The organism is Vibrio antiquarius, assembly GCF_000024825.1.
Lineage (GTDB): Bacteria > Pseudomonadota > Gammaproteobacteria > Enterobacterales > Vibrionaceae > Vibrio > Vibrio diabolicus.
Window position 1 is genome coordinate 127737 of sequence record NC_013457.1, and the last position, 20015, is coordinate 147751.

The 20015-nt window shown below is 42.9% G+C and carries 20 protein-coding genes; 16 read left to right on the top strand and 4 right to left on the bottom strand.

Features of this window, described 5'->3' with window-relative positions; genetic code table 11:
* The first annotated feature begins 49 nt into the window (after positions 1–49).
* Entirely contained in the window at positions 50–1237 is a 1188-nt protein-coding gene (locus VEA_RS15605; RefSeq protein ID WP_005394524.1) for an amino acid aminotransferase, read from the top strand.
* A gap of 11 nt (positions 1238–1248) precedes the next feature.
* Entirely contained in the window at positions 1249–1932 is a 684-nt protein-coding gene (locus VEA_RS15610) for a putative ATP-dependent zinc protease (protein WP_012842258.1), read from the top strand.
* A 113-nt stretch (positions 1933–2045) separates the two neighbouring features.
* Here VEA_RS15610 and VEA_RS15615 read toward each other — a convergent pair whose 3' ends face one another.
* Both VEA_RS15615 and VEA_RS15620 read right to left on the bottom strand, forming a co-directional pair.
* Entirely contained in the window at positions 2046–2582 is a 537-nt protein-coding gene (locus tag VEA_RS15615; RefSeq protein ID WP_012842259.1) for a hypothetical protein, read from the bottom strand.
* 153 nt (positions 2583–2735) lie between these two features.
* Positions 2736–3110 carry a YgiW/YdeI family stress tolerance OB fold protein gene (locus VEA_RS15620; RefSeq protein ID WP_012842261.1) on the bottom strand — a complete coding sequence of 125 codons (375 nt, stop codon included), beginning with the start codon at positions 3108–3110 and terminating at the stop codon, positions 2736–2738.
* A 155-nt stretch (positions 3111–3265) separates the two neighbouring features.
* Here VEA_RS15620 and VEA_RS15625 point away from each other — a divergent pair, with 155 nt between their 5' ends.
* From VEA_RS15625 to modC, 4 genes are all read left to right on the top strand, one after another.
* Entirely contained in the window at positions 3266–4717 is a 1452-nt protein-coding gene (locus VEA_RS15625) for a cobyric acid synthase (RefSeq protein ID WP_041853132.1), read from the top strand.
* A 69-nt stretch (positions 4718–4786) separates the two neighbouring features.
* A complete protein-coding gene (gene modA / locus VEA_RS15630) occupies positions 4787–5542 on the top strand; it encodes a molybdate ABC transporter substrate-binding protein (protein ID WP_012842263.1) in 756 nt (251 codons plus the stop codon).
* 27 nt (positions 5543–5569) lie between these two features.
* Entirely contained in the window at positions 5570–6256 is a 687-nt protein-coding gene (modB, locus tag VEA_RS15635) for a molybdate ABC transporter permease subunit (RefSeq protein WP_012842264.1), read from the top strand.
* On the top strand, positions 6256–7362 hold the full coding sequence (gene modC / locus VEA_RS15640) for a molybdenum ABC transporter ATP-binding protein ModC (protein ID WP_012842265.1): 1107 nt from the start codon (positions 6256–6258) through the stop codon (positions 7360–7362). The genes modB and modC overlap by 1 nt, the downstream gene beginning before the upstream one ends.
* Positions 7363–7433: 71 nt before the next feature.
* On the opposite strand, the gene VEA_RS15645 is transcribed toward modC, so the two are convergent.
* The gene (locus VEA_RS15645; protein ID WP_005394495.1) at positions 7434–7871 is read right to left on the bottom strand and encodes a DUF3069 domain-containing protein; all 438 of its coding nucleotides are present in this window, start codon (positions 7869–7871) and stop codon (positions 7434–7436) included.
* 273 nt (positions 7872–8144) lie between these two features.
* Between VEA_RS15645 and VEA_RS15650 the strand changes: the two genes are divergently transcribed.
* Positions 8145–9104, top strand: a complete 960-nt coding sequence (locus tag VEA_RS15650; RefSeq protein ID WP_012842266.1) for a GGDEF domain-containing response regulator — start codon at positions 8145–8147, stop codon at positions 9102–9104.
* Complete coding sequence (locus VEA_RS15655) at positions 9101–10093, top strand: Solitary outer membrane autotransporter beta-barrel domain (protein ID WP_012842267.1); 993 nt, start codon at positions 9101–9103, stop codon at positions 10091–10093. Before VEA_RS15650 ends, VEA_RS15655 begins: the two co-directional genes overlap by 4 nt.
* Before the next feature lie 24 nt (positions 10094–10117).
* On the opposite strand, the gene VEA_RS15660 is transcribed toward VEA_RS15655, so the two are convergent.
* Entirely contained in the window at positions 10118–11356 is a 1239-nt protein-coding gene (locus tag VEA_RS15660; RefSeq protein ID WP_012842268.1) for a GGDEF domain-containing protein, read from the bottom strand.
* A 254-nt stretch (positions 11357–11610) separates the two neighbouring features.
* On the opposite strand from VEA_RS15660, the gene VEA_RS15665 reads away from it, so the two are divergent.
* The 8 genes from VEA_RS15665 to VEA_RS15700 all read left to right on the top strand — a co-directional run bounded on the left by VEA_RS15665 (position 11611) and on the right by VEA_RS15700 (position 19996).
* On the top strand, positions 11611–11979 hold the full coding sequence (locus tag VEA_RS15665; RefSeq protein ID WP_005394489.1) for a late competence development ComFB family protein: 369 nt from the start codon (positions 11611–11613) through the stop codon (positions 11977–11979).
* A 41-nt stretch (positions 11980–12020) separates the two neighbouring features.
* The gene (locus VEA_RS15670; protein ID WP_012842269.1) at positions 12021–12302 is read left to right on the top strand and encodes an HlyU family transcriptional regulator; all 282 of its coding nucleotides are present in this window, start codon (positions 12021–12023) and stop codon (positions 12300–12302) included.
* A 435-nt stretch (positions 12303–12737) separates the two neighbouring features.
* Positions 12738–14294: a Re/Si-specific NAD(P)(+) transhydrogenase subunit alpha gene (locus VEA_RS15675; protein WP_005394487.1), complete on the top strand. Its 1557-nt coding sequence runs from the start codon at positions 12738–12740 to the stop codon at positions 14292–14294.
* Positions 14295–14302: 8 nt separating this feature from the next.
* Positions 14303–15679, top strand: coding sequence for a Re/Si-specific NAD(P)(+) transhydrogenase subunit beta (gene pntB / locus VEA_RS15680; RefSeq protein ID WP_005394484.1), 1377 nt, complete (start codon positions 14303–14305; stop codon positions 15677–15679).
* Positions 15680–15834: 155 nt separating this feature from the next.
* Positions 15835–17289 (top strand): sensor histidine kinase VxrA, encoded by a 1455-nt coding sequence (vxrA, locus tag VEA_RS15685; RefSeq protein WP_005394482.1) that lies wholly within the window; start codon positions 15835–15837, stop codon positions 17287–17289.
* A complete protein-coding gene (gene vxrB / locus VEA_RS15690; protein ID WP_005394480.1) occupies positions 17264–17926 on the top strand; it encodes a response regulator transcription factor VxrB in 663 nt (220 codons plus the stop codon). Before vxrA ends, vxrB begins: the two co-directional genes overlap by 26 nt.
* Before the next feature lie 6 nt (positions 17927–17932).
* Positions 17933–18814 (top strand): DUF2861 family protein, encoded by an 882-nt coding sequence (locus tag VEA_RS15695; protein WP_005394478.1) that lies wholly within the window; start codon positions 17933–17935, stop codon positions 18812–18814.
* Positions 18815–18874: 60 nt separating this feature from the next.
* Positions 18875–19996: a conjugal transfer protein TraF gene (locus VEA_RS15700; RefSeq protein WP_012842270.1), complete on the top strand. Its 1122-nt coding sequence runs from the start codon at positions 18875–18877 to the stop codon at positions 19994–19996.
* Positions 19997–20015 lie beyond the last annotated feature (19 nt).

Here is a 20015-nt window from a genome sequence, read left to right on the forward strand (position 1 = left end):
GGTGTTAACGTGAGGTTCGGTACTTGAATTTCAAAGGGTTATGACTTTCATGTTTTCTAATCTCCCAACTCCCGTATTAGATCCTATTTTATCTCTATCCGTTGCATACCGTAACGATGACCGTCCAAACAAGGTTGACCTTGGTATTGGCGTCTATAAGAACAGCGCAGGCGAAACGCCAATCATGAAAGCCATTCAAATGGCGCAGGATGTCGTTGTTGAAACTCAAAAAACCAAATCGTACGTTGGTCTTGCGGGTTGCGAAGAATTTAATAAAAGCATGATCGATTTGCTACTGACGGGAACGTCAGCAATGGATCGTGTTGCTGCCATTCAAACGCCAGGTGCAAGTGGTGCGCTGCGTATGTTAGGTGACCTGATGAAGGTCGCACAGCCAGATACGACGGTTTGGATTTCAAACCCTAGCTACGTAAACCACAAACCAGTGATGGAAGCGGCAGGTCTTAAAGTTAAGTTCTACCATTACTTTTCTCCAGAAACGAAACAAGTAGACACAGCAAAAATGATGGATGATCTTGCGAAAGCAGGGCCTTCTGATGTTGTATTACTGCATGGTTGTTGTCACAACCCAACAGGCGCAGATATCGATTTTTCTGCTTGGCAAGTCATTACGGAATTGTCACAGAAGAACGGTTTCACACCATTTGTTGATATTGCCTACCAAGGCTTTGGTGATGGCCTAGAGGAAGACGCAAAAGGGCTTCGCTTCATGGCAGATAACGTTGAAGAGATGTTAATTACGACATCATGTTCGAAGAACTTTGGCCTATATCGCGAGCGCACAGGTGCGGCGATTGTCGTTGGTAAGAACATGCAAGACGTGGCCAACGCAAAAGGCAAGTTACTTACGTTAGCGCGTTCTACTTACACGATGCCACCCGATCATGGAGCGGCTTTGGTTAAGACGATTCTTCAAGATGACAACCTGACTTCCGTTTGGAAGCAAGAGTTGAGTGAAATGCAACATCGTTTGGTTAGTCTTCGTCAAAGTTTGTGTAACGAATTGAGAAACAACCATAATACCGATCAATTTGACTTCATTGAGGGTCACAAAGGCATGTTTACTGTGCTAGGCTTTAGTGAAAACCAAATGGCGCAACTGCGTGAAGATTATGGCATTTATGGTGTTGGCGATGGTCGAATTAACATCGCTGGACTTACCGAAACTCATATTCCATACGTAGCGGACGCAATTAAGAAAGTATCTCAAGCTTAATTGGAGTGTGGATGAAAAACTGGAAACTGATTCTGCCGCTTATGATGAGCGGCAGTTTAATTGCTTGTACGTCAACTCAAACGACGCCGGAACCTGCTGAGCCTGAGTCGCCGAAGGTCGAAGAACCTGTCAAAGTAGAGCCAGAAGTGAAACCAGAGGTTGATCCAACGCCTGAGGTTGAGCCTAAGCCTGAAGTAAAACCTGAGAAAAAGTCCGAGCCAAAACCGACAAAACCAGCCAAAGTGACAAAGACACCAGACGGCATGCTGATTCTTGGTTCTGAAGAGTGGGTTTACGTTCCTGAAATTGATCAAACCTTCAAAGCTAGGGTTGATACAGGGGCGACAACATCATCAATTAGCGCGACAGACATTGTTCCGTTTGAGCGTGATGGTAAAGATTGGGTTCAGTTTAAGATCGACTTGGGCGATAAAGAAACTAAAGAGTTTAAAGTACCTGTAGAGCGCTGGGCTAAAATCAAGCAGTCATCGTCAGAAGAGGTGGATAAACGAGCGGTAGTAAAAGCGTATATTACCGTCGGTGACCACAAAGAAAAGACTGAGTTTACGTTAGCTGAGCGTGGGCATATGAAGTTTCCAATTTTACTAGGTCGAAGCTTTTTTAGAGATATCGCCGTTGTGGATGTATCGAAAAAGTATGTCCAAGATAAACCTAAAAAATCCGGCAAAAATTAAAGCCTTGTTACTAGTTCCTGCTAACAATCGGTACTTAACAAAAATGGCCTCCGAAACCGGAGGCCATTTTTATTGAATCACACACTTGTTAATGCAGTTGCTTAGTTACTTAATTAAAATGCAAAACGAGCAGACATCACAATTTGTTGGCCATAGACACCATTATTTTTGAAATCCGCGCCAAGTGATAGTTGCTGAGTAGAGTGGAATCTTGCGCCAAAATTATAAACGGTATTGGAATCGTCGTTATCCATTATTTGACCGATACGGGCATGTAGCTCAACATTTTGCATGAACCAAATACGAGTACCAATATTCACCTCAGTGCGCCACTCGTCACCCACTTTATCACTGCCGTTTTCTTTAATGTTGTGTACCAACATTTGGCCATAAATATCCGCAAATTGACCCGCAGGGCCATTAAAGCCAATACCACCAGCAATGTCCCAGTCTCCGCTGAATTCACTGTCTGCGCGAGCAATGAAGTGGGTGTTTTCCGTAAAGTAGGTATTGAACTCGCCACCAAATGTACCAGGGCTAGTGCCCATGCGAAATTCCATCGTGTTGTAGTTGAAATTATTTGCATGTGCGGAAAGTGGCAAAACAGCGCACAAACCAAAGGCTGCAACCTTTAGAACTTTACCTAGCATGGAGTCTCCGGGCAAGATGATTAAAATGAACAAAAAAATGGTCTGCAAAAAGCAGACCAAGATTGATAAAGCTATCATTTTAAGTGCTTGCCGTCACCATTTAGCTGTAATGGTCACCACATCATGCTGATATCCAAAGCAAGCGGGGTTGTTTTACATGATCACCAGTTGCTCGACTTCAATTTCTGGCTTATTTCCGCCTTCAAATTCACCAAACAGACGGACTTTAGTCGTGTGATCAATCGGAGAGTTTAGTCGGATATCGTCATCCAGTTCGACCATGACTTCACCGGAACCATCGCTAAAGACAAACTTATCCGCGCGAACTTGACGTAATAAGTTACCTTCAACGACTACATCTTTTTCAGTAAACATATTGGAGTCGTTTAGCAAGGCGTCCAATTTTTCCACAGTGACAGGACCATTAAACTGCAAGTTTGATTGGTTTTGAGCGTGATCTTTCGCGAATGCGATAGAAGGAGCAATAACTAAGGCGGCGATTGTTGCGATAATTGTATTCTTTTTCATGTTACATCCTCATCGGTTTGCTTTGATGGATTCATTAAAACAGAGCTTGTTTGAACCAATGATGATTTCAACATTCATATTCTATTCATTTGCTTGAGTAAGTGGGGACGATGACGTTATGATTGTTCATCTTCCTCTATTCCTTACAAATGTTCATGAAATCAGCGATCCCATCTTTAATGGTTCAAGGCACCACTTCGGATGCCGGAAAAAGTGTCCTTGTGGCAGGTTTATGCCGTGTATTAGCGAGAAAAGGGATAAACGTTGCCCCATTTAAGCCACAAAACATGGCACTAAATAGTGCGGTAACCAAAGATGGCGGTGAAATAGGTCGAGCTCAGGCAGTTCAGGCACAGGCGTGTAATATTGAGCCAACCGTGCATATGAATCCGGTTTTGATTAAACCCAATAGCGATACAGGTGCTCAGATCATTTTGCAGGGCAAGGCAATTTCCAATATGGATGCGGCTGGCTTTCATGATTACAAGAAAGTTGCGATGGATACGGTGTTAGATTCCTTCTCTCGTCTGACTCAAGAATTTGATTCGATCATGATCGAGGGTGCAGGGAGTCCTGCTGAAATCAATTTACGTGAAGGCGATATTGCGAACATGGGTTTTGCGGAGGCCGCTGATGTTCCGGTGATCATTGTTGCTGATATTGATCGTGGTGGTGTGTTTGCACATTTGTACGGAACACTCGCGTTACTTTCTGAATCTGAACAAGCGCGAGTAAAAGGATTTGTTATCAACCGTTTTCGAGGTGATATTCGTTTATTGCAATTGGGCCTCGACTGGCTAGAAGAAAAAACAGGCAAACCTGTACTCGGCGTGCTTCCTTTTCTTCATGGTTTGAATTTAGAAGCAGAAGACGCGATCACCGCGCAGCAAGAGTTGCACTCTGAGGTAAAACTGAATGTCGTTGTGCCTGTTTTAACCCGGATTAGTAATCATACTGATTTTGATGTGTTGCGATTGAATCCCGACATCAATCTACGTTATGTAGGCAAAGGCGAGAAAATAGATAAAGCCGATCTTGTTATTTTGCCTGGGACCAAATCAGTTAGAGACGACTTAGAGTATCTAAGAAGCCAAGGGTGGGATAAAGATATCTTACGTCATATTCGTCTTGGTGGAAAAGTGATTGGTATCTGCGGTGGCTACCAGATGCTTGGAAACTTGATTGATGATCCAAATGGCGTCGAAGGCCAGCCGGGTCAAAGCGAAGGGCTTGGCTTACTAGACATCACCACGACGCTAACTAACAGCAAACAGCTTACAAATACACAAGCACAGCTTTCTCTTAATGGCAAAACAGCCAATGTAAAGGGGTATGAAATCCACGTAGGACAAAGTGAAGTGCAGGGCATTCAACCTCTTACATTGAGTACTGGTGAAGCAGAGGGGGCTATCAGCAAGTGTGGCCAAATCATGGGAACCTACCTTCACGGGTTCTTTGATGAGGCAGATGTCTTAAGCCTGGTGTCAGAGTGGGTAAACGGCACTCAAATCAAACAACAAGACTTTGAAGAGTTAAAGGAACAAGGAATTAATCGTATTGCAGATGCGATAGAACAACATATGAACCTTGATTTTTTGTTTAAATAGCACATTAACTGATTGAACTTTCAACCCAAATAACCAGTTCTTTCGCTTGCCTTGTATTGGAGTTTCTCTATGAAAGCATGGAAAACGCATGCTTGCCTCGCGGCAATATTAAGCATTTCATTTTCAGCTAACGCAGCTACGAACCTCAAAGTGTATGCGGCGTCTTCGATGACGAATGCGATCGACGAAATCGCACAAAACTTTGAAGAAAAGTATGACGTTTCTATCACTCCCGTTTATGGTGGTTCTTCTTCTATCGCTCGACAAATTATCAACGGCGCACCAGCGGATATATTCATTTCTGCGAATACTAAATGGATGGATTATTTGGTCGATAAAGACGTTATTTCTCGTGACAATGTCACAAGCTTGGTTCGCAATAGCTTAGTGTTGATTGCGCCTCAGTCTTCAGAATTAACCTCATTTAACTTCTCTGATGCAACAGCATGGGAAAAGGCATTGCATGGAAATCGCCTTGCGTTAGGCAATCCGACGTCAGTGCCTGCTGGTATGTACGCGAAAGAATCACTGACTACACTGGGTGTATGGAAAGAGATCCAAACTCAAATCGCACCAGCAAAGAATGTGCGCCTAGCTTTGGCGTTGGTTGAACGTGGGGAAGCACCTTTAGGCGTGGTCTACAAAACCGATGCGCAGTTAACCGACAAAGTCAAAATTGTTGGTGAATTCGCGAGTGATACGCATGCGGCTATTGTTTATCCGGCTGCGGTTGTGAATGATTCTATTGAGTCCGAGCAGTTCTTCCAGTACCTAAAATCGGACGAAGCCGCACGCGTTTTTGCTCAATATGGCTTTCTGCAATAAACCGGCTTTCAATCATAGGAACGAAGCGTGACAGAACTGGAATACCAAGCCTTAATGTTAAGCCTCAAAGTGGGCGCGTACGCAGTACTTTGGCTCATTCCTCTCGGTGTTTTTCTTGCTTGGCTACTTTCTCGAAAAACGTTCTTCGGTAAATCGATTCTAGATAGCTTAATTCATTTACCACTGGTATTGCCGCCAGTGGTTATCGGCTATTTGTTGTTGGTTTCTCTAGGGCGGCAAGGATTTCTTGGCAAGTGGCTTTATGAACATGTAGGGCTAGTCTTTAGCTTTAATTGGAAAGGAGCAGTAGTCGCTTGTATTGTGGTGGCCTTGCCTTTGATGGTTCGGTCTGTGCGGTTAAGTTTAGAGAACGTCGACCCAAAACTGGAACATGCCGCTTCAACGTTAGGCGCTTCTCCTTTAAAAGTTTTTCTCACCATTACGTTACCACTGACCATTCCCGGAATTATTACTGGGACGATGCTGTCCTTTGCTCGTAGTCTTGGTGAATTCGGGGCGACGATCAGTTTCGTCTCTAACATTCCGGGAGAGACCCAAACGATTCCACTGGCAATGTACAACTTTATTGAAACGCCAGGTGCGGAAATGCAGGCGGCTCGCCTATGTATCATTTCTGTCGCGCTAGCTTTGTCTACATTAATGATCTCTGAATGGCTAAATCGCAAAGCGGCAAGTCGATTGGGTGCGAAGTAATGACGATTAAAGTTCAATTTAAACAAATGCTTGGTGATACTGATTTCGATATTAAACTTGAGTTACCTTGTAACGGAATTAGCGCTTTGTTTGGGCGATCTGGTGCGGGAAAAACCACGTTAATTAATATCATCAGCGGATTAGTTGCACCAAAGCAGGGACATGTTGCGATTGGTGATCATGTTTTGTTTGATAGTGAAATGGGGATCAACTTACCAACACACAAGCGCGGCATTGGTTACGTGTTTCAGGACTCGCGTTTATTTCCTCACTATTCGGTTCAAGGCAACTTGTTGTATGGCGTTAAAGAAAAAGATGACGAGTACTTTGATGCAGTCACCGAACTCTTGTCTATCAAACCGTTACTAAAGCGCTTCCCGATCTCACTGTCTGGTGGTGAAAAGCAACGTGTTGCGATTGCGCGCGCATTACTATCAAAACCCAACTTGCTTTTGATGGATGAACCACTTGCGTCGCTTGATATGCCGAGAAAACGTGAGGTGATGCCATTTCTGGAGGAATTGTCGGAGAAGGTAAATATCCCTATTATCTATGTCACGCACAGTCTCCAGGAAATTATAAGGCTTGCTCAACACCTCGCTATTATCGATCAAGGTAAAATTACGAGTTCAGGTAAGCTTGAAGAGGTGTGGGCTTCTCATGCTATGCGTCCATGGCAGTCTTTCTCGGATCAAAGCAGCTTATTTGAAGGCCGAATTGCTGAACATCATGAGCGTTATGCGCTGACTTGTGTCAGCCTTGCACCTAATGCATCACTATGGGTGCAAAAGATTGATGGTGAGCCAGAGACGCCAATTCGCTTACAAGTGCGTGCCAACGACGTTTCTATTACGCTAGAGCAACCTAAGGCGACTTCTATTCGAAATATCCTGCCTGCGACTGTCGATTCAATCGAGGTGTTTAACGCGGCTGATGATAAACAGAGTATTAATGTATCGCTAAAGCTAGATGAGGGATGTTATTTGTGGGCAACGATAACACCTTGGGCGCTTGATGATCTCGACTTAAAGGCAGGTGATAGTGTATTCGCACAAATTAAAGGTGTCAGTGTCACGCAGAAAGACGTGGCATTAGCGCCGCATTAATCATTTAAAGCTACGCACGCTTAATGATCAAAAAAGGCCGCAAACGCGGCCTTTATTTTGTCGGAAAAACGTTATTTTGCGAACACTTCTTTGAATTCGCGTTTAAGAAGTGGGTCGCGACGTGCTTTCTTAAGTTGCTTAACCATGTCTTTCACGCAGTTGTGAAGCACATTATCAAGTAATTGAGCGCGGTATTCTTCTTTATCTTCATCTGTCATGTTTTCTGGCAGATTAAGAGTAGGGAATTCTTCCATCACGTTGATACCAGCAAATGCTTGGCCAACAGAAACTAGAGCATGAAATTGCTCGAAGTTATCTAGAATGTTCTGAGCACTTGCAGGCATTTCGTCCCAAGACTCACGCACTGCTTCTTCAGACACTTCATGGATAGAGGTAACCATTTCGAACATTTGCTCTGGAACTTCGTCAAACTCAATAACTTTACGTAGTTCAGGAGAAATGGTTGCTAGATCGATTTTTTTGCTTTCGCTGTTAGTTGCTTCTGACATGGTGTGTCTCTCATTACAAAAAGGCGGGAATATTAATACCAAATGCATCAAATAGCTATACCCATGTGTCCGTAAGATGACCAGAACACGTGAGTTTATTGAACTAACGTTCGTTGGTCATGTTTTGGTAGCGCAATTCTCAGTGTAATCGTTATAGACAATTGATTCCGTGATATTTAAACAAAAATATAGCACTTAATTATGAGTCGAATGCAACAACTCTATGAGTATGGTATATGTTTAATAAAGACAAAATAAGAAATGGAACGCGTTATGCAACCGACAGGGACATCAATGCGAATCCTCCTGGTTGACGATGTTCAGCTAGACAGGATGCAGTTGGCTATTCGTCTTAAGCAACTTGGACATATTGTAAAAGCGGTGGGGAGTGGGCTAGAAGCACTAAACACCTACGAGAGTTTTGATCCTGAACTGGTATTACTCGATATATCGATGCCAGATATGAACGGTTTTGAAGTCTCTCTTCATATCAGAGAAACCTTTCCCGACTGGATCCCAATAATTTTCCTGAGCAGTCACGAAGAGCCAGAAATGATTGCAAAAGCCATAGAGGCCGGCGGTGATGATTATTTAATTAAACCCGTAGATAAACTCGTACTGAACTCTAAGCTTATCGCAATGCAGCGTATTGCCCATATGAGACGAGAGCTTAAACAAGCGACAGCTCAATTGGAGAAAGTGAACCAACTTTTGACCCAGCAAGCGAATGAAGATGGCTTAACCAAACTCTATAACCGTCGTTATATCGATCATAAGTTAGAATCGATGGTTGCATGGCATGGCCGTCACAACATGCCAATGGCTTTGATTTTATTGGACGTCGATTTTTTCAAACCGTTTAATGATAATTACGGTCATATAGAAGGAGATCGTTGCTTGCAAGCCATTGCGAACCAACTTAAAGCAACATTTTGTCGCTCTGGCGAATACGTAGGGCGCTATGGCGGAGAAGAGTTTGTGGTGTTACTGGGTTGCACAGACGCCCAAACCGCAGAGAGAGAAGCAGAACGTATACAAGAGGCCATGTACTTTCTGGATTACCCACATGAGTATTCTAGTGTGTCCAATAGGGTGACAGTGTCACAGGGTGTTTTTGTTTTTCAACCAACGGGAAAAGAGCAGCAGTCTGATTTGTATGCGACGGTGGATAGAGCGCTGTATACCTCAAAGTCTTTAGGAAGAAATACACATACGGTGGTAAATGCAAGTTGAAACAATCTGTTATCAATAGTTATGCCTTAGCTACACTGTCACTTTTTTCATTATGTTCTAAGGCTAATTCGATTCAAGATCAGATACAAAAAGAGTATGAAAGGAACTTTGCTATTGGGATCGTTCTGTCAGATAGCGATGTCTTTACGGTAGGATTTCATGATTTCGATCCGAACGAATACTTCAACATAGATAACGAAGACATTGGTACTCAAGATTCGGTTGATCTCAGAAAGAAGATCGCTGTATCAACGCTACCATTTAGTTTTGATTTGTTTGAACAAGAGGGAATACAAACTCACTACCTATTAAATGGCCGAGTTTATGCCTTAAGTACAGAGCAAGATGTGTATGTAGACCAAAAAGGACAGATTCCAGATAAAAGTAAAGAGTTAGTCATGGGCGGATATATTGAGTTTGCTGGAGAAAAACACCTCACTGATAAGCTAACGCTTAGTGGCGCAATCGGCTCACACTTAATGTACTATCAAAACGATTATAGTTATCGTAGTAATGCACTGAATGACCTAAAACCATTTCTAGAAGGTGTATACCTAAACACCAGTGCTTGGGCGGTTGTCGGAGAAGTCAACACAAAGCTTAAATACCTAGAGCATGAATCGTGGGGGAAATGGTACCTCTGGTCGGCTCCTCACTATTTTTATGGCACTGGCTGGGGTAAAGCAAATAATGGTGATATTGGCAATCCGGAAGGCTGGTATTGGGTCAATGGAATAAAGGTGTTTTATGATTTTACCCACATCGGAGATACTGTGCAGTCAGTGTATTCGAGCTTCAATCGAGTTGATATTGGTGGTGATACAAGAAAACCCATGAATACTGTACACTACTACGAAGCTAGTGTTGGATGGTTAATGACACCACCATTTGACTCCGATTGGATAGATAATATCGGGATCGGATTAACGATCAATTATGGCAGTGCGTTAAAAGGAGGAAGCTTAGTCTTGTTCTTTAATCAAGATTAGTCAGCTAACTTTCGCTCTGGGGTATTAATGAAGCCTCACGCAATTGCGTCCAGCTTTTTTCGCTTTGTAAAGCGCTTCGTCCGCTAACTTAATCACGTCCTGAGGTGCTTGACCGTTTTTGCTGTCGGCCGCTCCGAAACTTGCGGTAACAAAGACTGACTTTCTCCTCGAACTGTCGTTACCACGCTTTTTTTGGCCTTGTTTATGGTTATCTGGGCGGGATTCTTCATCACGTAAAATCATCTCATACTCTGCGATGGATTTACGTGCTTCTTCTAAAAACTCTTTACACTCATCTGCGTACTTGCCTTTAAAGACGATGGTAAATTCTTCTCCGCCAAATCGATATACTTTTGCGCCACCGGGAGTTTTAGTTAGACGCGAAGCGACCATTTTTAATACGTCATCACCCGTATCGTGACCGTAGGTATCGTTAAACTTTTTAAAGTGGTCAACATCAAGCATTGCGATCGTGAACTTTTTGCCCATGTGTTTTAAGTCAAGGTCGAGTGCGCGCCTACTCGGGACCCGCGTTAAGCTATCTGTGAAAGCCAATTGATGGCTGGCAGAGGCAGCATAAATAATGATAAGCAATCCCGTTAGGGTAAACATGGTGCTAGATATGTATTGCACATCAAAGAAAATGAACGTCGCGGACGCCAGCACCATTGCAGAGTAGGTCATAGCATGGATGATTTCATTCTTCTTTAAAACAAGAATTCCGAGGAAGCAGACAATACCCACACAATATAAAACTAGAATAAAAGGCAGTTTAGAAACCGTAGGTACGATAAATAAAATGCCGCTTGTCCATTGTTCAAACCCACCTTCAACGTAATACGCTAACGTAAGGTAAGACCAAAGAACGAACATCGTTAACATCAAGAGGTAAGTAAACATGGCTCTTGAGTCGAAACCATCTTTACTAAACAAAAATACCGCAAGAAAAGAAACAGGAAGTAGCGTGGCTAAAATGGTCAGCTCAAGTAAGGCTGTACCACTTTGAAGTGGAACTTGTAGCCTGTGCTGTATCACGAAATAGGCCAGTAACGTCGCTAAGCACACCATTGACTCCCGACCTTGCTTAAATGAATAGCAAAGGAGCAGTGCACAGCCTAACAGTATGTACGGCAAATTTGCGGCAATACCCCAGTTTGACTGAGTCATCTGAATGATGTTGTTCATGCTCGAACTCACTAATCCCAGCAACATAAATGGGAAAAGGAATCGAAAGCCTGATGAAGTCATTGATGATGAGGACATCTATTACAAATTGCCTGAAAATAGTTGATTATATAATTGGTTAGGTTAAGCGTTTCATCAATATAGATATTAATCTGCTATCGATTTTCATGCTTCGAGAACTAGCAAGAATACGTCTATTTGCTCATTTTCCCAAGTATTTTGGGAGACATTACGACAAAAAGAGAGAGATTGATTAAATTAAGAGCAATCAATAAGTTGTTATAAACAAGTCGTTGCTATACTTGTTTTCATAGAACAAGGGAGATTTGCCAATGCAGATAAGTTCAGATGTGCATAACTACATGGAAACACTTGTTGGACAAGTGCTCAGTTTGCCTCAGTTTGTAGAGCAGTATGACAACGAGCAGCTCGCAGATATCGCGTGCCTTGCACTTATTCAGCTCAAACCCGTCTATATTCGTCATGATATTGATTTTTTATCTTCGCTTCCGGAACAAAAGCTCACCCAATTTAAGCAAAGTGCGGATATCGCGGTGAAGAACGCGGCAGAAATGGTGAAAGAAGACCGGCGTAAAAACCGAGATCATGATGTACCTGTAATTTTTACCCATACCAGTTATGATGAAGACAAAGAATTGGACTGGTATGAAAAACCAATCCTCAATGTCAATATTAAGTGATACAAGCTTAATCTATCGATGAGCTTACCCAAGGAGGAACCGTGGGATTTTTTTCGCGTTTGTTTGGTGGTAGTGAAAAGACTGCTGAAGTAAAAACTGTGGAACCAGTTAAGTACAAAGGTTTCCTTATTTACCAAGAGAGCCTTTCAGAGGGTGGGCAATACCGCATTGCTGGTCGAATAGAAAAGCAATACGACGATGAGGTAAAAACGCATCGATTTATTCGTTCAGATTTGCTCGGCTCGGAACAAGATGCTAATGAACTTATGTTGAAGAAATCTCAAATGTTTATCGATCAAATGGGCGATAAAATCTTCGACTAACAATTCACCGCAACTTGATTCCAATCATCTTAAAAAGAGCCATTAGTGTATATGCTGATGGCTCTTTCTTTTTTAGAGCTTAAATGTTTGTTAAGTCAGTATTTAATTATGATCTGGTTAGACCTCAGTCTAGTAAGGCATGGCGTTGTTATTTTTCGTGCTCAGAGCGACAATCATTCATTACTTAGCGTTATATGTAATGAAATTTAGTATTTAAATTACAAAACACTTGAAGTAATGAGACGCGTTCGATACAAACAGAATAATAACAGGGCTGTTAGTCAAGGTGTTATTGTGCAAATGGGTGGCCCCAAACACCATCTTTCGTTTGCAATTGTCTTGCGTGGTAAACAGATAGAAATAAAAAAGAGTTAGAGTAGAGCGACGCTCTGTTTTGGGACTAATTTATTGATATGTATACAAGGAGTATGCGTTTTGCAAATCGGTGTACCTAAAGAGATACTTGCGGGTGAATCGCGAGTAGCTGCATCGCCGAAGTCGGTTGAGCAGTTAATAAAGTTGGGATTCGATATCGCGATTGAATCCCAAGCGGGGGTGCTTGCGAGTTTCGATGATGCTGCTTATGAAGCTGCTGGTGCGAAAATCGTTTCTAGTGAAGAAGTTTGGGCATCTGGTCTTATTCTAAAAGTTAATGCGCCAATCGTAGATGAAGAACAAGGCATTGACGAAATCGCACTACTACAAGATGGTGCAACGCTTGTTAGCTTTATTTGGCCTGCTCAAAACGCAGAGTTGATGGAACAACTTTCAAGTAAGAACATTAACGTTCTTGCCATGGATTCCGTTCCTCGTATCTCTCGTGCACAAGCCTTAGACGCGCTCTCTTCGATGGCTAACATCGCTGGGTATCGTGCGGTTGTTGAAGCAGCTCATGAGTTTGGTCGTTTCTTTACAGGTCAAATCACGGCTGCCGGTAAAGTACCACCAGCGAAAGTATTGGTCGCGGGTGCGGGTGTGGCTGGTTTGGCTGCAATCGGTGCTGCGGGTAGCTTAGGAGCTATTGTTCGTGCATTTGACGTTCGCCCAGAAGTGAAAGAACAAGTTGAGTCCATGGGAGCAGAGTTCCTGACCGTGGATTTCCAAGAAGACTCTGGTTCTGGTGACGGCTACGCAAAAGAAATGTCCGATGACTTCAACAAAAAAGCGGCAGAGTTATACGCAGAGCAAGCTAAAGATGTTGATATCATCATTACAACGGCACTAATCCCTGGCAAACCTGCTCCGAAGCTGATCACCAAGGAAATGGTCGACAGTATGAAAGCGGGCAGTGTTATTGTTGACTTGGCAGCTGCTAATGGCGGTAACTGTGAATACACAGTGAAAGACCAAGTTATCATGACAGATAATGGCGTAAAAATTGTTGGTTACACTGACATGGTCGGCCGTTTGCCAACGCAATCTTCTCAACTTTACGCGACAAACCTTGTTAACCTTCTAAAACTGCTGTGTAAAGAAAAAGACGGTAACATCAATATTGATTTCGAAGATGTTGTTATCCGTGGTGTCACCGTGGTTAAAGAAGGTGAAATTACATGGCCTGCACCACCAATTCAGGTTTCCGCTCAGCCGCAAGTGAAACAAGAGCAACCTGCGAAACCAGAGCCTAAAGTAGAAGAACCTACCTCTCCAACTAAGAAAATTATTGGTGTAGCCGCGGCAGTAGGTGCTTTTGCTTGGATTGCATCGGTTGCACCGGCAGCGTTCCTTTCTCACTTTACTGTATTTGTTTTAGCTTGTGTTGTCGGCTACTACGTGGTTTGGAATGTTACCCATGCACTTCATACTCCGCTTATGTCGGTAACGAATGCTATCTCCGGCATTATTGTGGTTGGTGCATTACTGCAAATTGGGCAAGGTAATGGGGTCGTTTCATTCCTATCCTTTATTGCTGTATTGATCGCCAGCATCAATATCTTCGGTGGTTTCACCGTCACCAAGCGTATGCTTGAAATGTTCCGCAAAGATAAATAGGAGTTACAATGTCTGCAGGATTAGTACAAGCAGCTTACATTGTTGCTGCATTATTTTTCATCATGAGTTTGGCGGGGCTTTCAAAGCAAGAGTCCGCTCGTAATGGTAACTACTATGGTATCGCAGGTATGACGATCGCGCTGATCGCGACGATCTTCAGCCCTGATGCTCAAGGCTTTGGGTGGATCATTATTGCGATGGCGATAGGTGGGGCGATCGGTATTTTCTATGCGAAGAAAGTAGAAATGACCGAGATGCCAGAACTGGTTGCGATACTGCACAGCTTTGTAGGTTTAGCTGCGGTTTTAGTTGGCTACAACAGTTACCTTGATGCGCCAGAAGCAGCAACTCATGCTGAACATGTTATCCACCTTGTAGAAGTATTCTTGGGTGTTTTCATTGGTGCCGTAACCTTCACGGGTTCAATTGTTGCATTTGGTAAGTTACGTGGTGTGATTTCTTCTTCGCCGCTTAACCTTCCTCACAAGCACAAAATGAACCTTGCAGCGGTTGTGATTTCTACGCTTCTTATGATCTACTTCGTAAAAGCAGATGGCAGCATGTTCGCTCTGATTGTGATGACACTGATTGCGTTCGCGTTCGGTTACCACTTAGTTGCTTCAATTGGTGGTGCTGATATGCCAGTTGTCGTTTCAATGCTGAACTCATATTCAGGTTGGGCAGCAGCAGCAGCAGGTTTCATGCTCGCAAATGATCTATTAATCGTAACAGGTGCGTTGGTTGGTTCTTCAGGTGCGATTCTTTCTTACATCATGTGTAAAGCCATGAACCGTTCGTTTATCAGTGTTATTGCTGGTGGCTTTGGTCAAGAGATTGTAATTTCAGGTGACGAAGAGCAGGGCGAACACCGCGAAACAACGGCAGAAGAAGTCGCTGAAATGCTGAAGAACTCAAAATCAGTAATCATCACTCCAGGATATGGTATGGCTGTAGCGCAAGCGCAGTATCCAGTGCATGAAATTACTGACGTACTTCGTTCAAAAGGTATTGAGGTTCGCTTTGGTATTCACCCAGTAGCAGGTCGTCTTCCGGGACATATGAACGTGTTACTTGCTGAAGCGAAAGTACCGTATGATATCGTTCTTGAAATGGATGAAATCAATGATGACTTCGCTGAAACAGATACAGTACTGGTTATCGGCGCTAACGATACGGTAAACCCAGCAGCTCTGGAAGATCCGAACAGCCCGATTGCTGGTATGCCTGTACTGGAGGTTTGGAACGCGAAAAATGTAGTGGTATTCAAGCGTTCAATGAATACTGGTTACGCAGGTGTACAGAACCCACTGTTCTTCAAAGAAAATACATCAATGCTATTTGGTGATGCGAAGGAAAGTGTTGAGTCTATTTTTAAAGCACTCTAACCATTCTTGATTTAAAACTATACAGGGTCAGCAATCGCTGGCCCTTTTTTGTTCCGTTTCAATGTTATAGTAATGCAAATCCTTCTGTTAGCAGATGTCAATTGCTTGTAGATTGATGTATAGTTTTGGCTAATGTAACAAGTGACGGTAACAGTTTGATTAAAAAGTTTTTGCTCGGTTTTGCAACTGTATTGCCGCTTTTTTCGGCACCTGCATTTTCCGATTCACTACCAGAAAGAATAGATACGTTTACAGAGCTATTTAATTATGAAGTAGCTCTTAAATCGTATGATATTCGTATTCTGCAATCAAATTATCCTACCAAGTTACTTGCGCCAGATTCGCTTCTGCCGCAAACGTCTGACTATCCGTTAAAAGATATACAACAGCTTTACAGCTTAGCAAATACTTGTCGTGGTAAATTGCCACTAAGTCCTTTAATTACTGAGCCGTTAGTATTTACAAGAGCTATCTGTAAAGGGACGCAACTGACACCACGTTGGTTTTCGCGTAGTGGGCTCATTCACCCAGGTGGTGGGACTTATGCTGCACGCTATGTGGATAAGTATCCAGAACTCAAACCCAAGCTTGCTCAATACATGCATATTAAAGAGCGTGACAATGAGGAAGGGGATGAGTTGTTAGAAAGCTTGAAAAACATGGACGACGACGCCATTAATGCTTTGATTGCAGGCGCGAGCATGTTTATCGAAGGTAACGAACTTTGGTTACGACGTGGTGACCGTTACTTTGTTTTCGAGAAAGATATCTGGGAAGAAAACGTCGCGAATGCGGGTCTGTCGTACGCTCTAGCGTCTCAAAGCAAAAGTTGCTTTGTTAAACGAGGCAATATTTGTTGGGATGTAGAAGATCACTCACAAGTTTTGCGGATCAGTATGATCATACTGGTAATCGCAAATATTCTTCTAGTGATTGGTTGGGCTGTATACCGCTGGAATAGTAAGCGAGAAGAGCTCCGTAGTAGAATGCTTGTGTTGCAAATTTTAACGCATGAGCTCAGAACACCGATTGCATCTCTATCACTGACGGTTGAGGGCTTTCGCCGAGAATTCGAGCATCTACCTGAAAGCGTATATGACGAGTTCCGCAGATTGTGTGAAGATACACGTCGTTTGCGTCAATTGGCAGAAGCGAGTAAAGATTATTTGCAATCTGATAACCAAATGCTTGCAACAGATTGGGTTCCGTCTGTCGCAGACTGGTTAGAATTTAAGATCGAAGAAGAATTTGATAGTGCCGTGCTTTTCAACATCAATGAAGATGTGGCTGCTAAAGTTAATGTGTACTGGTTAGGAACTTGTATCGATAACTTGCTTCGTAATGCGCTTAAGTACGGTATTGCACCAGTTGAATTGGATGTTTCAACTAGTGAAGAAAAAATAGTATTCCAAGTCCGAGATGCTGGTGGCCTAACGGCTAAAGATTGGGCAAATTTGAAGAAACCGTTCGTCAGTAAGAGCGGGTTAGGACTTGGGTTAACAATCGTTGAATCTATGGTAGGCCGCATGGGCGGAAAAATGTCCCTGATGGGACCACCTACAACTTTTATATTGGAGATACCTTGTGAAACAGACACTGCTTCTCGTTGAGGACGATAAAAACTTGGCTGATGGCCTGTTAGTAAGCCTGGAACAAGCAGGATATGAGTGTTTACATGTGGAACGTATTGCAGACGTAGAACCACAATGGAAAAAAGCTGACTTGGTTATTCTCGATCGCCAACTCCCAGATGGTGACTCTGTACAATGTCTCCCAGAATGGAAACAGATTAAAGACGTACCAGTTATCTTGCTAACGGCACTTGTTACCGTAAAAGATAAAGTTGCAGGCCTTGATTCCGGCGCGAACGACTACTTAACGAAGCCTTTTGCTGAAGCGGAACTCTTTGCGAGAATCCGTGCACAGCTACGAGCACCGGATTCAGCAGAGCAAAGCAGCGCTGATAAAGTGATCACAAAAGACTTAGAAATTGATCGTTCAACTCGTGAAGTTACCTATAAAGATGAGCTAATTACGTTAACTCGTACAGAGTTTGATCTACTGCTATTTTTAGCGTCGAACTTAGGTCGCGTGTTTACTCGTGATGAGCTACTTGACCACGTTTGGGGTTACAATCACTTCCCAACGACACGTACTGTGGATACGCACGTATTGCAGCTTCGTCAAAAACTGCCAGGACTGGAAATTGAAACACTTCGCGGTGTTGGCTACAAGATGAAAGCATAAGTCATAATGAAAACACTACTCCCCGTAGTTCTCTCATTAGCGTTAGTGAAACCAGTCCATGCAATGGACTGGTTTCAAACCAACACGCCTTTAACGCAGGCACATCAACACTTACTTGAAGATGATCTTGCCGGTATGTTCAACTCTCTTGTTGAACTGTGGCAAACGGAACCAAGTAAAGATTTGACTCCTCATCTCAATGACCTTCTTGGTCAGTCTCTATCTAAAAACTGTGGCAAGTCTCTCACTGGTGTAACGCTGCCTGAATGGATAAGTGGCGTGAACGTTATTCGTCAGACCATCCAAAGCCCTGGGCGAGATACATTTAGATTAGTGATCAAGCTAAGAGCTACAACTGACATCGAAAATATTTCATTTAATCGATGGGTGGATGATTCTATATCCGCAGACAGTTCATTCAGTTATGAAGAACAGCCGAGCGGTACAGAATTAGCCAATGAGCGCAGTTATTCGAAACGCTATAACCTCACGGGTAAGCTTGAAGCAGGCTTGTATCACTTAACTATTGTTTCTAAAGATAAACAAGAGTATCGAACTTGGGTAATATTAGGAGATTCCAATTCTTCGCAATATGTTCGTTGGACATCTAAAGAGAATTGGAAAGTAGAAAAGAGCGCACTTCGTAATCCCCATTGTCCATTACCGCAACTTGAAGTTGGTTTATATGACTACATTGATGGTCAATACGAGCAAATGTGGAAAAAGACTTACGAGTCTAACTATCCTAATTCACTAGAGCTTGCGGGTGTCCCAAATGATAGATACGTGCTAGCAGTGAGTATCAACAGTCGTCGTTGGCAGGGCGATATAATTGTTGAGCAAGCTCAAACTATTAGCCGAACCTATGATCTTTCCCAAGAAGAATAGTTAAAGAAATACCATTTGTGCCGATAAAGGTTCAGGAAGAACCAAAATCACAAGTGTAGTATGAAAACCAAATATAAAATTCTAGCCACCTCTGTTGCCACCACACTTTTCGCAAACGTTGCTTCGGCTGCCACTTATGCGATAGAAGCTCGTAGCGATGCGATGGGTGGCGTTGGTACGGTATCAGCAACTTATCTGACTGCTCCTTTTTTCAACCCCGCACTTACTGCAATTTATCGCCGAAACGACGACGCAGGAATGATCGTGCCAAGTTTTGGTGGTAACTACGATGATCAATATGATCTTGTCGATGAAATAGAACGCATCAGCAAATTGACCGATGTCGATGAAATCAAAAAATCGATGAATGCCATAGATGGAAAAAAAACTGACTTTGATCTTGGTGGCGTTGTCGCTATAGGTATTCCTAATAAATTTTTATCTGCAACTGCATACGGTAAGTTATACACTGAATCATTCGTACAACCAAAAGTAGATACGTCAGGTACTAATCCGTTAGACGATAGCTACGTACAAGGTGTTTCTATTGGTGTTGCTGAAGCAGGTGTATCACTTGCTAAATACACCAACTTTATGAATCAACACCTTTCATTTGGTGTTACGCCTAAACTTCAGCGTATTTATACGTACTCTTACGCCACGAGTTTTCAGAATTTCGATACCAAAGACTTACGTGAACATGAAACAGCGGAAACGATGTTTAACTTGGATGCGGGCGCGCTTTGGTTCTTTGGCCCATATCGTGTCGGTATTTCAGCAAAAAACTTGATCGGAAGAGACGTTAAAACAAAATCGTTCATGTATGGCAGTGATACGATTAAATCATACGAATACAGCATGCGTCCCGTATATACGGTCGGGGCAGGGATTGTTGCCGATTACTTTACTATGAGTGTCGACTACGATCTTAATGAAGAAAAACGTTTTTCATCCTTTGATGATAATACGCAAATGATTCGAGCTGGTATTGAATTTGATATCTTGCGTCAAATGGCGTTGCGAGCGGGTTATATGAAAAACTTAGCTCGAAGTAGCGACGAAGGTACCATTACTGCGGGTATTGGACTGTCTCCACTTAAGTTGATCGAATTAGATATTGCTGCTCAGTACACGAACGAGAACGCAATGGGGGCATCAATTAATTTCCTTGCGACCTATTAATTGAATCGTTATAGTCTGC

Bases quoted from the DNA above. Each gene is read 5' to 3' on its own strand.
- modC (WP_012842265.1), top strand. From the start codon at position 6,256: ATGACGATTAAAGTTCAATTTAAACAAATGCTTGGTGATACTGATTTC.
- VEA_RS15660 (WP_012842268.1), bottom strand. From the start codon at position 11,356: ATGTCCTCATCATCAATGACTTCATCAGGCTTTCGATTCCTTTTCCCA.
- VEA_RS15650 (WP_012842266.1), top strand. From the start codon at position 8,145: ATGCAACCGACAGGGACATCAATGCGAATCCTCCTGGTTGACGATGTT.
- VEA_RS15605 (WP_005394524.1), top strand. From the start codon at position 50: ATGTTTTCTAATCTCCCAACTCCCGTATTAGATCCTATTTTATCTCTA.
- VEA_RS15620 (WP_012842261.1), bottom strand. From the start codon at position 3,110: ATGAAAAAGAATACAATTATCGCAACAATCGCCGCCTTAGTTATTGCT.
- VEA_RS15625 (WP_041853132.1), top strand. From the start codon at position 3,266: ATGAAATCAGCGATCCCATCTTTAATGGTTCAAGGCACCACTTCGGAT.
- VEA_RS15700 (WP_012842270.1), top strand. From the start codon at position 18,875: ATGAAAACCAAATATAAAATTCTAGCCACCTCTGTTGCCACCACACTT.
- pntB (WP_005394484.1), top strand. From the start codon at position 14,303: ATGTCTGCAGGATTAGTACAAGCAGCTTACATTGTTGCTGCATTATTT.
- modA (WP_012842263.1), top strand. From the start codon at position 4,787: ATGAAAGCATGGAAAACGCATGCTTGCCTCGCGGCAATATTAAGCATT.
- VEA_RS15665 (WP_005394489.1), top strand. From the start codon at position 11,611: ATGCAGATAAGTTCAGATGTGCATAACTACATGGAAACACTTGTTGGA.
- VEA_RS15615 (WP_012842259.1), bottom strand. From the start codon at position 2,582: ATGCTAGGTAAAGTTCTAAAGGTTGCAGCCTTTGGTTTGTGCGCTGTT.
- VEA_RS15610 (WP_012842258.1), top strand. From the start codon at position 1,249: ATGAAAAACTGGAAACTGATTCTGCCGCTTATGATGAGCGGCAGTTTA.
- VEA_RS15695 (WP_005394478.1), top strand. From the start codon at position 17,933: ATGAAAACACTACTCCCCGTAGTTCTCTCATTAGCGTTAGTGAAACCA.
- VEA_RS15645 (WP_005394495.1), bottom strand. From the start codon at position 7,871: ATGTCAGAAGCAACTAACAGCGAAAGCAAAAAAATCGATCTAGCAACC.